At 65.9% G+C, this 14,894-nt stretch carries 12 protein-coding genes; 8 read left to right on the top strand and 4 right to left on the bottom strand.

The features are described from left to right. Positions 1-2: 2 nt before the first annotated feature. Complete coding sequence (locus Q0K12_RS08960) at positions 3-2,306, top strand: STT3 domain-containing protein (protein ID WP_297262130.1); 2,304 nt, start codon at positions 3-5, stop codon at positions 2,304-2,306. Positions 2,307-2,779: 473 nt separating this feature from the next. Here Q0K12_RS08960 and Q0K12_RS08955 read toward each other — a convergent pair whose 3' ends face one another. Continuing rightward, positions 2,780-3,256, bottom strand: a complete 477-nt coding sequence (locus Q0K12_RS08955; RefSeq protein WP_297262127.1) for a 23S rRNA (pseudouridine(1915)-N(3))-methyltransferase RlmH — start codon at positions 3,254-3,256, stop codon at positions 2,780-2,782. Between Q0K12_RS08955 and Q0K12_RS08950 the strand changes: the two genes are divergently transcribed. Genes Q0K12_RS08950 through Q0K12_RS08940 form a run of 3 tightly spaced genes read left to right on the top strand, consistent with a single transcriptional unit; the run spans position 3,255 to position 6,367 of the window. Next, positions 3,255-3,950: an L-threonylcarbamoyladenylate synthase gene (locus Q0K12_RS08950; protein WP_297262125.1), complete on the top strand. Its 696-nt coding sequence runs from the start codon at positions 3,255-3,257 to the stop codon at positions 3,948-3,950. The two genes, Q0K12_RS08955 and Q0K12_RS08950, sit on opposite strands and share 2 nt — an antisense overlap. A 51-nt stretch (positions 3,951-4,001) precedes the next feature. Next, positions 4,002-4,514 carry an NUDIX hydrolase gene (locus tag Q0K12_RS08945; protein ID WP_297262122.1) on the top strand — a complete coding sequence of 171 codons (513 nt, stop codon included), beginning with the start codon at positions 4,002-4,004 and terminating at the stop codon, positions 4,512-4,514. Continuing rightward, complete coding sequence (locus Q0K12_RS08940) at positions 4,511-6,367, top strand: UbiD family decarboxylase (protein ID WP_297262120.1); 1,857 nt, start codon at positions 4,511-4,513, stop codon at positions 6,365-6,367. The genes Q0K12_RS08945 and Q0K12_RS08940 overlap by 4 nt, the downstream gene beginning before the upstream one ends. Positions 6,368-6,645: 278 nt before the next feature. Here Q0K12_RS08940 and Q0K12_RS08935 read toward each other — a convergent pair whose 3' ends face one another. Further along, positions 6,646-6,885, bottom strand: coding sequence for a hypothetical protein (locus Q0K12_RS08935; protein WP_297262118.1), 240 nt, complete (start codon positions 6,883-6,885; stop codon positions 6,646-6,648). 11 nt (positions 6,886-6,896) lie between these two features. On the opposite strand from Q0K12_RS08935, the gene Q0K12_RS08930 reads away from it, so the two are divergent. The 4 genes from Q0K12_RS08930 to Q0K12_RS08915 all read left to right on the top strand — a co-directional run bounded on the left by Q0K12_RS08930 (position 6,897) and on the right by Q0K12_RS08915 (position 11,407). Beyond that, positions 6,897-8,567 (top strand): NAD+ synthase, encoded by a 1,671-nt coding sequence (locus tag Q0K12_RS08930; RefSeq protein ID WP_297262116.1) that lies wholly within the window; start codon positions 6,897-6,899, stop codon positions 8,565-8,567. A 661-nt stretch (positions 8,568-9,228) separates the two neighbouring features. After that, positions 9,229-10,212: a class II fructose-bisphosphatase gene (gene glpX / locus Q0K12_RS08925; protein WP_297262114.1), complete on the top strand. Its 984-nt coding sequence runs from the start codon at positions 9,229-9,231 to the stop codon at positions 10,210-10,212. A gap of 198 nt (positions 10,213-10,410) precedes the next feature. Further along, positions 10,411-10,878, top strand: a complete 468-nt coding sequence (locus Q0K12_RS08920; RefSeq protein ID WP_297262111.1) for a serine/threonine protein phosphatase — start codon at positions 10,411-10,413, stop codon at positions 10,876-10,878. A 31-nt stretch (positions 10,879-10,909) separates the two neighbouring features. Continuing rightward, positions 10,910-11,407: a heme-binding protein gene (locus Q0K12_RS08915; protein WP_297262109.1), complete on the top strand. Its 498-nt coding sequence runs from the start codon at positions 10,910-10,912 to the stop codon at positions 11,405-11,407. Between the two features lie 116 nt (positions 11,408-11,523). On the opposite strand, the gene Q0K12_RS08910 is transcribed toward Q0K12_RS08915, so the two are convergent. After that, positions 11,524-12,801: an McrC family protein gene (locus tag Q0K12_RS08910; protein WP_297262107.1), complete on the bottom strand. Its 1,278-nt coding sequence runs from the start codon at positions 12,799-12,801 to the stop codon at positions 11,524-11,526. Then, positions 12,798-14,705: an AAA family ATPase gene (locus tag Q0K12_RS08905; protein WP_297262106.1), complete on the bottom strand. Its 1,908-nt coding sequence runs from the start codon at positions 14,703-14,705 to the stop codon at positions 12,798-12,800. Before Q0K12_RS08905 ends, Q0K12_RS08910 begins: the two co-directional genes overlap by 4 nt. Between the last annotated feature and the right edge of the window lie 189 nt (positions 14,706-14,894).

Genomic DNA, 14,894 nt, shown 5'->3' with positions numbered 1-14,894 from the left:
CCGTGATCGAGACCTCTCCCGATCCCCTGTCCGAAGGCCTTGCCGCCTCGGAAGCCGTACGCGATGCGCTGAACAGCCGGCAGCGGGCCCGCTTCTGGCTGCGCGGCCTCATCTGGGCGCTTGTGACCGTGGGGCTGGCCTTCATCCTGCGCCTGCTGGAATGGCCCTGCTGGCAGAACCCCGAATACCGGCTGGGCAGCGAATGGCTGCTCGCCACCAACGACGCCTATCACTGGGTGGCCGGGGCCGAGGGCATCGGGCTGGCCGTGGGCCATCCCATGGCCGAGATGCTCCAGGGCATGGCCTCGCTGCTGGGGACCTATCCCGCCGCCGTGGCCTTCTGGTTCCCCATGATCCTCTCCACGCTGGTGGCGCTCATCGTCTTCGTCTGGGTCTGGGCGCTGGGCAGCATGGAGGCCGGCATGGCGGCCGGGCTCATCACCACCATCGCGCCCGGCTTCCTGGCCCGGACGCTGCTGGGCTATTACGATACCGACCTCGTCACTCTCTTCTTCCCCCTGCTCATGACGCTGGCCCCGGCCTGCTGGGCCATGCGCTACATGCTCCTGCCGCACACCCTGCTGAAGCGGCTCATCCATACCTCCGGCCGGGGCATGGCCCGCCGGATACTGAGCTCGCAGGCCCCGCCGGAGGTCCGCCTCGGCTATCCGCTGCGCAAGCGCTGGGTGATCCTGCTCACCCTCTCCGGCCTCATCTCCTGGTGGTCGCAGGAGTGGCATTCCGTCTTCCCCTATCTCATCCGCTACAATGTGGGCCTGCTGGCCTTCATGAGCCTCGTCATGGCCCCGCAGGGACGGCGCGGCCTGCTCCTGCTCGGCTCGCTGGCCTATGCCCTGCCGGCGCTGGCCGGTCTGCCCGGCCTTGCGGGCTGCGCCATCATCCTGGTGGCGGGCATGGCCCGCACGGAATGGGCCCGCACGCTGCGCGCCTGGCTCAGCCGTCCGCTCGTCCTGCTCCTGCTCTGGGCGGGCGTGGCCGCGCTCATGCTGGGCGGCGGCATCCTGAGCACGCTGATCTACCACTTCGGCGCCTATGCCAAACGATCGGGCGACGCCGCCGCCACCGCCGCCGGCACGGTGCTCGTCTACCCCTCGGTGGCCCAGTCCATCACCGAAGTGCAGGACCTGAGCCTCATGGCCCTTCTTTCCTACTTCCATCCCTGGATGGAAGCCGCCCTGCTGGGGCTCGTGGGCTTCGTCTGGGTGCTCATCCGCCGTCCGGGGGCGCTCTTCCTGCTGCCGCTGGCCGCGCTGGGCCTGCTCAGCACCAAGATGGGCGGACGCATGGTCATGTTCGGCGCGCCCATCGTGGCCGTGGGCCTGACCCTGCCGCTCTACTGGATCCTCCAGCGCATCCTGCGGGACAGCCTGCGCGGCGCGGTGGCGGGCCTCGTGACCTCGGCCCTGCTCATCGGCCTGCTGGTAGCCCCCTTTGCCGGCATCATCCAGGACATGTCCCAGGGCCCCATGATCAACCGCCGCCATGCCGACGCCCTGACCCGCGCGCGGGACGTGACCCCCAAGGACAGCACCCTCTGGCTCTGGTGGGACTGGGGCTACGCGGCCCACCACTTCGCCCGCCGCGCCACCATCGCCGACGGCGCGCTGCACAACGGCCCGTGGCTCTACCTGCCCGCCGCGGTCTTCGCCACGGACAATGCCCGCTTTGCCCGCCAGCTCATCCGCTACACGGCCCTCAAGGGCGGCGAGGCGGACGACGTCTTCCGCGGGCTGGACGGCGAGGCCGCACAGGCCCTCATGGACAAGCTGCGCTCGCCGGACACCCCGCTGGTGGAGGCGCGCGGCAAGCAGTACCTCGTCGTCAGTTATGAGATGCTGCGGCTGGGCTTCTGGATCAGCAATTTCGGCAGCTGGAACTTCCGCACCAAGGAGGGCGAAGGCGGGGCCATGTCCATCGTCACGCGGGCGCTGGCCTACAATCTCAAGGAAGGCGCCGTGCAGCTCGAAGGCAGCCCGGCTCCCATCCATACGGCCAGCATCAGCGTCTTTGACGAAACGGGCGTCGTCACCCGCGACTACGTACAGGAATGGGCCGACGCCCACCCGCAGGCCACCCCGGAAGAGCAGAGCGTCTTTCTGAACAGCCGCCGCAACGTGCACTGCCTCTTCAACCGGGTCACCGGCGAAAAGCTCGTGCTCGACAGCGGCATCTACAATTCCCTTATGGTGCAGCTCCTGCTGGCCTCGCCGCAGGACACCCGCTTCTCCCCCTACTTCAAGCTGGTGTACGACAACGTTTTCGCCCGCATCTACGAGGTGCTGTAGGAGCTTTGGCGCAGTAGCGTATTTTTTGGGGGGAAGGGGAACCCCTCCGCCGGCGCGGGAGGGCCCAGCCTTTTCGTAGCTAAGCGAGAAAAGGCGTTTCCGAAAACCTTCCCCCCAAGCCCCCCATCCCTTCCCCAGCGCGCTTTTGTCAGGGAGCGTTTTGACGTTGAAAAAGGCAAAACAAAAGACGACGGGACAGCACCGTCCGGACAAAAGTTGGAGTGGGCGGTCAGTAGGACCGGGCCCGTTATGACGCAGGAAGCTACGGGCATCGACAGCAGAGCGCGACCGAAAGGCGGCCCGCAGGGCCGTGCCTGTTAGGCCGTAAGGCCTTACAGGCATCGACAGCAGAGCGCGACCGAAAGGCGGCCCGCAGGGCCGTGCCTGTTAGGCCGTAAGGCCTTACAGGCATCGACAGCAGAGCGGAGGGGCCCCCCTTCCCCCCAACAAAATTCTCACCCCGGCCTTCCGACTCATTCGTGATGATAGGGGATATTGCGGGCGATGCATTCCGCCCGGTAGAGCTGTTCCAGCAGCAGGACGCGGGCCAGCTCGTGCGGCAGGGTCATGGGGCCGAGGCAGAGGGTGCGGCGACCCGCGGCGCGGATGCGTTCATCCAGCCCGAAGGGCCCGCCGATGATGAAACAGGGCCGCCCGGCGGCCTGGCGGTCGAGGTCCTGCAGCAGGGACGCGAACTGCGGCGAGGTCAGGCTCGCGCCGCGCTCGTCGAGGATGAGGGGGATGTCCTGCGGGGTCAGCGCTTCCAGCAGACGTTTGCCCTCCTGCTCGTTGCGGCGCGGCACGGGCAGGGAAGCGTCCCCGTCGCGCACTTCCGTCACGTCCAGCGGCCGCCAGCGCCGGATACGCTGGCCGTAATGTTCGGCGGCCGCCTTCCAGAAGGCGGTCTTGATCTTTCCCACACACAGGATACGCAAGGGTTTGCCTGCCATGTCTCCCTCTTTTCCGTCTGATCCCGCCCCACAGCCAGTCCCGTCCCGGGGCCCGCGCGTCAGCGCCGACCCGCTTGAGGCCGCGGCCGCCCTGCGGGCGGGCGGCGTCTGGGCCTTCCCCACGGAAACCTTTTACGGGCTCGGCTGTTCGCTGTTCGCTGCGGACGCGGTGCGGCGGGTGTATCAGCTCAAGCGGCGTCCCGTCCAGCGTCCCCTGCCGGTGCTGGCGGGCGGCATGGGTCAGCTTGCGGCCCTCGTCCGGCTGGATGAGGCCCCGCGCGGCCTGCTGGAACAGTTCTGGCCCGGCCCGCTCACCGTACTGCTCTCTCCCCTGCCGGGGACGGCCTCCCGCCTGCCGGATCAGGTCCGCGGCCCCACGGGCAAGCTGGCCGTGCGGCTGACGCCGCATCCGCTCACGGCCCGGCTCTCGCGGGAAGCGGGCGCGCCCCTGACCTGCAGCAGCGCCAATCTCAGCGGCCGGCCAGCCGCCCGGCTGGCGCGGGAACTGCCGCCGGAACTGCTGGCCCCGCTGGACGGCCCCTACGACGGCGTGCTGGACGCCGGGCCGGAACCGCAGGGCGGCCAACCCTCCAGCATCGTGGAACCGCTGGCGGACGGCGGGCTGCGTCTGCTGCGGGCCGGAGCCGTCAGCGCGCAGGCCCTGCGGGCGGCGGGCTTTGCCTGCCGGGGATAGCGCTTGCGGGCCGTCGCGGCCTGGCGGACCAGCCCCTGTCACGAGGTCAGCATGAAAAAGACGGTCACCTGCCCCCTGTGTCATCAGGCCTATGAGATCTATGCCAATCCCGCGCCCACGGTGGACGTGATCATCCACGATCCGCAACGCGGCGTGGTCATCATCGAACGCGGCCACGAACCGCTGGGCTATGCCCTGCCGGGCGGCTTCATCGACGACGGCGAACAGGCCGAAGCCGCCGCCCGCCGAGAAATGAAGGAAGAGACCAGCCTCGACGTGGAGCTGACCGGCCTGCTGGGCGTCTATTCCGCGCCCTGGCGTGATCCTCGCCGCCACACCATGAGCACGGTCTTCGTCGGGCGCACCGCCCATCCCGAAGAGCTGTGCGCCGGGGACGACGCGGCCCGGGCCGCCTGGTATCCCCTGGACGCCCTGCCCGCGCCGCTCTGCTTCGACCACGGCATCATCCTCGAGCATTTCCGTGAGGTGCTGGCCGGACGCCGCGCCCTTGCCCCCATCCAGCCGGATGCGCCCGGCACGCCGGGCGGCGGAGAAAGGGCATGAGCTACCGCAGTCTGGCGGAATGCGTGGCCGATCTGGAACGCGCGGGGCACCTTGTCCGCATCGACGCGGAGATCGACCCCCATCTGGAACTGGCCGCCATCCAGCGCCGGGCCTTCGCCGCCAAAGCGCCCGCCCTGCTCTTCACCCGGGTCAAGGGGTCGCGCTTCCCCTTGTTGGGCAATCTTTTCGGCACTCGCGAGCGTCTGCACTTCCTCTTCCGGCACAGCCTGCGCGCCGTGGAGGGCGTGCTCGCCGCCAAGGCCGATCCCGCCGACGCCCTGCGGCATCCGCTGCGCTCGCTGGGACTGCTCCCCGCCCTGCGGCACATGCTGCCCCGCCTGCGCCGCGGCGGCCCGGTCCCTGTCCTGTCCCACAGCTGCCGGGTGGCCGATCTGCCCCGCCTGGTCAGCTGGCCGCAGGACGGCGGCCCCTTCATCACCTTACCGCTGGTCTACTCGGAAGATCCGGCCCGTCCCGGCCTTGACGCTTCCAATCTCGGCATGTACCGCGTCCAGCTCGGCGGCAACGACTACGCCGAGGACGAGGTGGGCCTGCACTACCAGATCCATCGCGGTATCGGCGTCCATCACGCGACCGCGCTGGAAAAGGGCCGCCCCCTGCCGGTGCATGTCTTTGTGGGCGGCCCCCCGGCGCTGACCGTGGCGGCGGTCATGCCGCTCCCCGAGGGCCTTTCCGAACTGCGTTTCGCCGGGCTGCTGGGCGGCCGCCGCGTGGACATGGCCCGCGTCCCCGGTTTGCCGCTGCCCGTGCTGGCCGAGGCGGATTTCTGCCTCAGCGGCTACATCCTCCCGCACTGCAAGCCCGAAGGTCCCTTCGGGGATCACGTCGGCTACTACAGCCTGCGGCATGATTTCCCGGTACTCAGGGTGACGGCCGTACATCACCGGCCCGACGCCATCTGGCCGTTCACGGTGGTGGGCCGCCCCCCGCAGGAAGACACCGTGTTCGGGGACTTCATCCACGAGCTCACCGGCGCGCTGGTGCCCCAGGTCTTCGAGGGCATCCGCGAGGTGCATGCCGTGGACGCGGCCGGGGTGCATCCGCTGCTGCTGGCCGTGGGCAGCGAACGCTACACCCCCTATGAGGCGCAGCGCCGCCCGCGCGAACTGCTCACCGCGGCCCTGCATCTGCTGGGAACCACCCAGACCGCGCTGGCAAAATACGTCCTGCTGGTCGCGCACGAGGATGCGCCCGGCCTTTCGGCGCGGGACGTCATGGGCTTTCTGCGGCATCTGCTGGAACGCACGCACTTTGACCGGGACCTGCATTTCCTCACCCGCACGACCACGGATACCCTGGACTACACGGGCCTCGGCCTCAACGAAGGCTCGCGCCTCATCTGGGCCGCCGCGGGCGAACCCGTGCGGCGTCTGGGCAACGGCCCGGACGATCTGGGCGATCTGCCCGACCTGCCGGAAGGCTTCGACGACGTACGCTGTGCCGGGCCCGGCCTGCTCGTCCTGCGCGGGCCGCACCATGATCTCGGCCCCAACGAACCGGACCCGCGCATGGAGGCGCTTACCGAGGCCCTGGCCCGCTGGCCCCGGCGCGAGGCCTTCCCCCTCGTGACCGTTTGCGACGATGCGGCCTTTTGCGCGGCCTCGCCGTCCAACTGGCTGTGGGTGGCCTTTACTCGCTCCGACCCGGCAACGGATGTTTACGGCGTCCACGGGCGCACCCATGCCCGTCACTGGGGCTGTGAGGCCCCGCTCGTGCTGGACGCCCGCCGCAAACCCTTCCACGCCCCGCCGCTGGAAGAGGACCCGCAGACCATCCGCCGGGTGGAAGCGCTGGCCGGGCCGGGCGGCCCGCTGCACGGCCTGCTGGGCTGACGCGCGCCGCCAAAGATTTGTTGTGCTATTCGCTGGTTATTTGGGGGGAAGGGGAACCCCTCGCTCTGCTGTCGATGTCCGTAAGGCTCCTTTGTCGCCTAACGGACACGGCCCTTTGGGCCGCCTTTCGGTCGCCGCCAGCGCGGGAGGGGTTCCCCTTCCCCCCAAGCCCCCCATCCCTTCCCCAGCGCGCTTTTGCCGGGGAAAGAGTCAAGGAGACGAGGCAACCCCGCACTCAAACGCAAACAACATGTACAGACAATTTTTATCCTATGGAATTATTTGTAAAATGGGTATTGAGCCACTTGGAGCTTTTTCAGGTTCAAACCATACGGCCTGTCGTTTCGCGGAAGAAACGCGTTTTTCCGCTCGCTTTGGGCTGGCGTCGCTGTGCCGTCGCTTCGCGCTTTGCCTTTTTCCTTGGCAAAACGCGCTAAAAACGCAGCTCCCTTTTCCCACCGGAACACGCCCGCAGGACGCAACGCCCGGCTGTTCCCCTGCTCAACAAGGATGACCAAGGATAGTTCCCATGAAGATCGCCATGCTGCAATGTAATGTGGTTACCGGCGACGTGGCCGGCAATGTGGAGCGCATTGTGGCCGCCGCCTGCGATGCCGCCGCCCGCGGCGCCGACCTCTGCGTAACGCCGGAACTGGCCCTGTGCGGGGCCGGGCCGGGCAGTTTCCTGCGCGCCGACGACTTCGCCCAGGGCTGCCGGGCCGGGCTCGACCGTCTGGCCGAGGCCCTGCGGGACGGCCCGCCGCTGCTGGTGGGCGCGCCCGTGGCCAGCTCCTACGACGAAAAGCTGCTCTCCAACGCCGGGGTGCTGGTGCACAAAGGGCAGTGGCAGCCCGTTTCCCGCAAGGTCTATCAGAGCAGCGGACAGGATGTGGAATCCCGCTATTTCGACCGGGGCGTGACCTGCGGCCTCATCTCCGTGGGCGGCTGGCGCGTGGGCGTCGTCCTCTGCGAGGACTCCTCCACCGAAGACGGCGCGTTCTGGAAGATCCAGTACGCCAGCGGGCACAGCCCGCTCATGGAGCTGATCCAGCGCGGCGTGGACGCCATCGTCCATCTCTCGGCGGCCCCCTTCAGCATCGGCTCCCAAGGCATGGCCGAGCGTCTGCTCTCCCATGTGGCGGCCCGCCACCATATCCATCTCTTTTCCGTCAACCTTACCGGCGGCTACGATAACCGCATCTTCAGCGGCCAAAGTCTGGCCTTCGATCCCACCGGGCAGCTCATCGCGCGCGGCAAGGCCTTTGCCGAAGACGTGCTGGTGGTGGACACCGCCGCTCCCGAAAACAACGACATCCAGCCGCTGGCCTCCTGCATCGAGGAGGCCGTCTGGCGGGCGCTGACCCTCGGCGTACGCGATTTCGTCCGCAAATGCGGCGGCGAACGCGTCATCGTGGGCCTGTCCGGCGGCATGGACTCCGCGCTCGTCTGCAGCGTGGCCGCCGAAGCCCTCGGGCCCGAAAACGTCTTCGGCGTGCTCATGCCCTCTCCCTACAGCAGCAAGGGCTCCGTGGACGACAGTCTGGCCCTGGCCGCCAACCTCGGCGTCAAGACCGTCACCCTGCCCATCGAGCCGCTCATGGACTGCTACCGCCAGAGCCTTGCCCCGGGGCTGGAGTGCTTCCCCCCGTATGAAGGGGAGCTCACCTTTGAAAACATACAGGCCCGCATCCGCGGCAGCCTGCTCGCCGCCCTGGCCAACCGTGCGCGGGCGCTCATCCTCAATACCGGCAACAAGAGCGAAGGCGGCATGGGCTACTGCACCCTCTACGGGGATGCCGTGGGCGCGCTGGCCGTCATCGCCGACCTGACCAAGACCGAAGTCTACGCCGTGGGCCGCTGGTACAACGCCTCCCGCGGACAGGAGATCATCCCCACCGCCATTTTCGACAAGGCCCCCTCCGCCGAGCTGCGTCCCGGCCAGAAGGACGAGGACAGCCTCCCCCCCTACGATCAGCTCGACCCCGTGCTGGAAGGCCTGCTCGCCAGCTCCGCCCTCGGGGAAAAAGACGGCCATCCCGACGGCGACGGCGAACTTTCCCGCGAGGTCCGGCGGCGGCTCTTCACATCCGAATTCAAACGCCGCCAGTCCCCGCCCGCCCTCTTCGTCAGCCGCGTCCCCTTCGGCCCCGGCTGGTCCGTCCCCATGGCCGGCCGCTACCGCATGCCCAAGGGCGGATAGCAAGCAGGGCTGGACGTTTTTTTGCGGGGGAAAGGGGGGACTTTTTGCAAAAAGTCCCCCCTTTCCCCCGCGCCCCCTTTCCCCTTCAAAAACTCTTGCCGGGAACGATGACAGGACGCCGCTCCACCCAAGGCATCCCTCGTCCGGCAGTCCCCCGGCGGCATGACAAACAAATGAGCCGCCATCCGCGCTACCAAAAAAGAAGACTCCGCCTCACCGGGGGACCATCGGTCAGGGTGCGCCCTGGCGGGAACGCCCTCCCCTTCATCCTCCCTGACAAAGTTTTTTGCGGGATGAATGGGGAGTGCGGGGGGAAGGGGCTTTTTTGCAAAAAGCCCCTTCCCCCCGCCGGACAACAACCGCCATCCACGCCACAAAAAAAGAAGACGCCGCCTCACCGGGGGACCATCGGTCAGGGTGCGCCCTGGCGGGAACCCCCTCCCCGCCATCCTCCCTGACAAAGTTTTTTGCGGGATGGATGGGGGGTGCGGGGGGGAAGGAAGGGGGCTTTTTTGCAAAAAAGCCCCCTTCCTTCCCCCCGCCCGAAACGCCCGCACGCCCGGCAGCGTTCCCGTTCTTTCCGCTTGAAGCGCCCTGCGGCCTGCGCTAGAATCGTTCCGCCCGTGACGTGCGGGCCTATTCATATCTGGAGGATGTTGTCATGGCTGAAGCACCGGAGAAAAACCTTGCACTGGACATCGTACGCATCACCGAGGCCGCCGCGCTGGCTTCCGCCCGCTGGCTGGGCCGGGGCGCCAAGGAAGATGGCGACGGCGCGGCTGTTGATGCCATGCGCAACAGCTTCTCCACCCTGCATGTGGACGGCATAGTGGTTATCGGCGAGGGGGAAAAGGACAATGCCCCCATGCTGTACAATGGCGAGCATGTGGGGATCGGCGACGGCCCGCAGCTGGACGTGGCCGTCGATCCGGTGGAAGGCACGAGCCTGCTGGCCTTTGGCCGTCCCAACGCCATTTCCACGGTGGCGGTGGCTCCGCGCGGCAGCATGTTCAATCCCGGCCCCAGCTTCTATATGCAGAAGCTGGTAGTTCCCGGCGAGGCCCGCAACGTGGTGGATCTGGACGCCCCGGTGGCGGTCAATCTGGCCAACGTGGCCAAGGCTCTGGACAAGAAGGTGCAGGACCTTGTGGTCTTCGTGCTGGACAAGCCCCGGCACAAGCAGCTCATTGCCGACATCCGCGCCGTGGGGGCCCGCATCCAGCTGCATACGGACGGCGACGTGGCCGGGGCGCTGATGGCTGTGGACCCGCGCAACGAGGTGGACATCATGATGGGCACGGGCGGTACGCCGGAAGGCGTGCTGGCGGCCTGCGCCATCAAGGGCATGGACGGCCAGATGCTGGCCCGTCTGGACCCGCAATCCTATGTGGAGAAGGAAGCCATCACCAATGCCGGCATCGACCTGCGGGAAGTGCTGACGGTCAATGACCTTGTGAAAAGCGACGACTGCTTCTTTGCCGCCACCGGCATCTCCGGCGGGGACTTTTTGCGCGGCGTGCGCTACAGCGCCCGCCATGCCGTGACCCATTCGCTGGTGCTGCGCGGCAAGACCGGTACGCTGCGCTATGTGGAATCCTACCACAACCTCGACCGCCTCACCAAGATCAGCGCGGTCCCGTATTAACGACGCTCATCATCGTGCGGGGCTTCGGCAAGACGGCAAAGGTCGTGCTGAAGTCCCGCACGTCAGGCTTATGCGCCCCCTGTTCCTCTTTGTGGTGCGCGGCGGGCATGACGATGCCTGACGTGAACCCTCCTCCGCACCACGGCATCCTTGCCGCTCGTTCCCACCCCATCCGCCCGCCAACGGGCAAGGAGTTTCATGAAAAGCCTCTCTTTTCCCGGCAAGCTTCTTTTGTGCGCCATGCTGGTCTGCGCGCCGTTTTCCGCTCCGCTGACGGCGCAGGCCGCCGCCGCATCGTCCGTCTATGACAAGCAGCCGGACGTCACGGAAAAGGAACTGTTCCAGTTCCTGGAACTGCTGCCGCAGTTCCGGCAGTGGACCCGCACGGAAAAGGAGGAAGCCCACCCCATCCTGCGCAAGGGCAAGGCTGATTTCCTTTATTCCGACAAGGCCGCTCAATGGGTCAAGGAAAAGGGCTGGGATGCCCGCCGCTTTTTCTGCGTCATGGGCCGTATGGCCGCGGCCCTCGTCATGGTGGAAGAAGGCGGCAACAGCATGGCCCGGCCCAAGGATATGCCGGAAGTGAGCAAGGCCGAACTGGAGCTGGCCCGCAAGCATCTGGGCAGCATCCTCAAGGCCAGCATGGATAACGCGCAAGTGCGGTGACCATGACACATTTTTTGAGGAGGTGGGGGGCATGAAACGGATGCTGGCCCGTCTGGCCGTGGCGACGGCCGTCCTCGTCGGCGGCGGCACGCAGATCCAGGCGGAAGAAGCGGCGTCGGTGACGCAACGGCCTGTACTGAGCATGGAACAGGCCCAGAAGATGCTTCTGGCCGCCTCGGCCGAAGCCCAGCGCAACGGTCATGCCGTCTGCATCACCATCGTGGACAGATCGGGGCAGACGCTGGCCGTGCTGCGCCATCATGACGCCGGAGTCCACACCATCGAGGCCAGTTACAAGAAAGCCTTCACCGCCGCCTCGCAAAAACGCCGGACCCTCGACATCGCCCAAGGCGTGCGTGAGGGACGCATCCCCGAGGACATCCGCTACCTCGACGCCCGCCTGAGCCTCATGGAAGGCGGCATCCCCATCATCATCGCCGGACAGGTCGCCGGCGGCATCGGCGTGGGCGGCGCGCATTCCGCCGAGGATACCCGCATCGCCGAAGCCGGACTGAAAGCCCTGCCCTGAGCGCGGGACGGCCGCACAGCGCCGCCCGGCCCAACGTGAGCGGAAAAGCCGCGCTTTTTCCGCGAAACGCCAGGCCGTATGCTTTGAAACGCGAAGCGTTTCAAACTAAAAATGCTCTATTGTACGCCGAACGCTTCTCCAAGGGGACAGTCCGGCGGCAGCAGCAGTTTGCCGTTGTGCAGGTCAAAGGCGAGGATCCAGAGCCGGAGCGTGTCGGAAAAACAGAACGGCGCGTGCAACGCCGGGAAAGCGGCGTGCTGCGGATAGACAAGGGCCAGATCGCCCTTTCCCCGCAAGCATGCCTGCCCGTAGGCGAAGAGCTGGTAGACATCCTGCCGGCTGATGCCGAAATGCGTGCCCATGTTGCCGGAAAGTTTTTTCCACTTGCCATCCAGCAGCCAGACCTTCCCCCCGCGCTGGAGGCGAATGTCGGGCCGCAGGGCAAAAAAGGGACGTTCCGCCCATGTGCAGAGCCAGTGCCCCCTGTCCTGCTCGTACAGCCGTGCATCCGAGGCGAGCTGACGGCGCAGGCAGGCCCCGACATAGCGTTCAAAAAGCGTTTCCATGGGAAAGAGCATGCTTATGCCGTGCCGTTGTCCGGCCAGGGCAAGGGGCATCTCTTCTCCGAGGATGAGCTCGCACCAGGGGCGTATGCGCTGATAGTGGGCCGTCAGGCGAGACGTGCGCCACTGGCGGAAGTCATCCGGCACGCAGCGGCTGGGCCGCACTTCCGCAAACGCGGCGCGCAGGGGCATGGCGCGGCGGCTGTTTTCCACATCTTGCGTCACAGATACGCAACGATCGAGCGCACTGCGCAAAAGCCTGTGCTCCGGACTGTCCACGGAAAAGACATGATGCCGGATGGGCAGCAGGTGCCGCCGCTGGGGCGGCTGGACGATGTGTTTGCCCACATCCAGCCTGCCGCGCAGAAAGGGCCTCTCCTCCGCCGTGCGGTTGTAGTGGAAACAGAGCCCTTTCCTGAGCAGATCGTGCAATTCTTCCAGAAAATGCCGGATCAGCCATTCCCGGAGCGGGCCGGGCGCCGTGCGGAGCTCGGCGGGCCCGCTTTCGCGGCAAGGCAGGCGGTACACAGCCCGCAGCATCTTCAGGAGCAGGCCGCGCTGCTGCTCCACGCTTTCCACGCCATCGGCCGTTTTGGGCAGGATCTCGATACATGTTCCCCGCGAGGTCTGGAGCAGGCCCACATAGTTGCACAGACAGAGCGTCGTCCGGCTCTGCATCCGCACGAGCGGCGCTTCCCCTGCCTGCCGCCCCTCATTGAGCCGACAAAGCGCCTGAAAGTCCTCCACAGGCAACGAGGCCCTGTCCAGCCGGGACGCGTCCACCGCCTCCGTGGTCAGGCGGGCAAATTCCGTAACCGTGATGATCTTCATGCCCGCCGGTCGTGGAGAATCGCCATGATCGCACCGATGCATTTATAGGTATTATAGCTTTCCGGCAGCGTCACCGTGCGAAACAGCGGATCGGAAGCTATAAGTTTCTCGCAGAACTTTACTTGATTTTTAATTTTGCTTGCTGTTGCTTTTTCATAGACAGCATAGTATGGCGATCTCCCTTTAATAAAAAACTCAACGAAAATATTGTTTTCATATTCCTCTATTTGTGAAATCTTACCACACCGCATGGCCTCTTCCAGCGATTCCGGCGGCGTAAAGGTCCGGGAAGGGGTTTGCTCGTGGGGAGCGGCGTCGCCGTCCGCTTCCGCACCTTCCGTTTCGCTTGCGGTGGTATCCGCCTCGGCCGCTTCCGTGCAGGTGGCGGCAGCGTCCACTATCCGCACATAGGCGGTCATGCGGGCAAGGGCGGCCGGATTCATCTTCCAGCCCGGTTCCGACGGCGCGAACTCCGGTCCGAAAAGCTCTTCATCGGCATCGCTCGCCACCACGAACTGATGCGCGGCATCCGGCTTTTGCTGGTCATTGAGCACCAGCCGTATCTTCTGCCAGTCCTCAAAGAAATATTCTTCAAGGAGCGGCAGGATGGCATGCCGGAAGATGTCGGCAAGCGCATCCACGGCAACCTCCCCCTGGGGCAAGTTCATAAAGGGGGCATGCCCGATGCAGTGTTCCTGATCGATGAGGACGGCGATACGCCTGTTCATCGTCCTGAGCAGGTCGGCCACCGTATAGCCGGAGTCGCCCAACAGCATGGACGCCAGCAGTCCGGGCTCCGGCGCGACCCGCTCAAAGGCGAAACGGCGACGCAGGGCGATGTCCAGCGCGGTCAGCGAGCGGTCGGCCGTATTCATGGTGCCGAGGATATAGACATTGTCCGGCACGCCGAATTCCGCCCGCGAATAGGGGAGGCGCACCTTCAGGGCCTCCGCCGCGCCCAGCCGCTTGGTCGGCTCGATAAGCGTGATGAGTTCCCCGAAGATGCCCGCGATGTTGCCGCGGTTGATCTCATCGATGATGAAGACGCGGTTTTGCCGCCGCACCGGGGACGGGGCGGGAGACTGGGCGGGAAGGTGGGCCCTGATGATGGCGGCAAGATCGTTCAAGTTGACGTTCTTGAGCTGATACACGGTACTGAGCGTCATCTTGATGCCGTTATTGAGCTCCAGGATGTCCTGCCGGATATCCTTGACCAGCCAGTGCACCTTGCGCAGGCGCTTGTGGGTCGGGTACTCGTCATGCCATTCGTACTCGCCGGTCACGATGCCCACGGCGTCCGTCATGGATTCGCTGTAGCAGGACACGACGATGTCCCCCACCCGCATCTTCTGGATGAAGGCCTCCAGAACGCCCTTGCCGCCAGTCGTAAATTGAGTCTCTTCCGTGATGTCCTCGCCGTAGGCGTCCCAGCCTATGCGTATATGGCCGTTGGCCAGACATTCCGCCCGGACGGGATTGTCGCCGGTCCCCGCAAGGGAGACTTTCCAGATGACCGGCGACGGATTCACGGTAAGGCCGGCGAACACGGACAGATCCTCGCGCAGGGATTCCGCGAAGGTCTCCGTTTCCGCCTGCTGGCAGAAGCGCTTGAAAACGCCGTCCTCCACCCTGTAGGCGAGCTTTCCTTCCGTTTCGGTTCCGTCGTCCTCGATGACGGGGCGTATGCCCTCGATGAAGTCCTCGTAACTGTAGGACTGATGGAAGGTCGTGAACTCGATGAGGCCCTGCTGCCGGTAGGCCGCAAAACGTTCGCGCACTGCGGCGGGATCCTCTCCCTTCAGCTCTTCCAACGGGCGCTCCTCGATGATGGCCACGGCATACAGATGCGTATGCCAGGTCTTCCCCGTGCCGGGTGGGCCGTAGAGGATGCAATTTTTCTTCATGTCTCGTGTCCTTGTCGGAGAGGATTAAAGAATTCCGGACTACGGCTTACCAACACAAATTTTACATATTATTTCAATAAACAACATAGGTTAGCCATGCACGCGTCGCTTGCATTGGGGAGCGTTGTCGCCTCGTGTCCCTGCATCTTACCCTGGTAAAAGCGCGCTGGGGAGGGGATGGGGGGCTTT

This window comes from uncultured Desulfovibrio sp. (genome assembly GCF_944324525.1).
GTDB lineage: Bacteria > Desulfobacterota > Desulfovibrionia > Desulfovibrionales > Desulfovibrionaceae > Desulfovibrio.
Note: the sequence above shows the minus strand (reverse complement) of the source record. Positions and strands in the feature narration are given on the sequence as shown.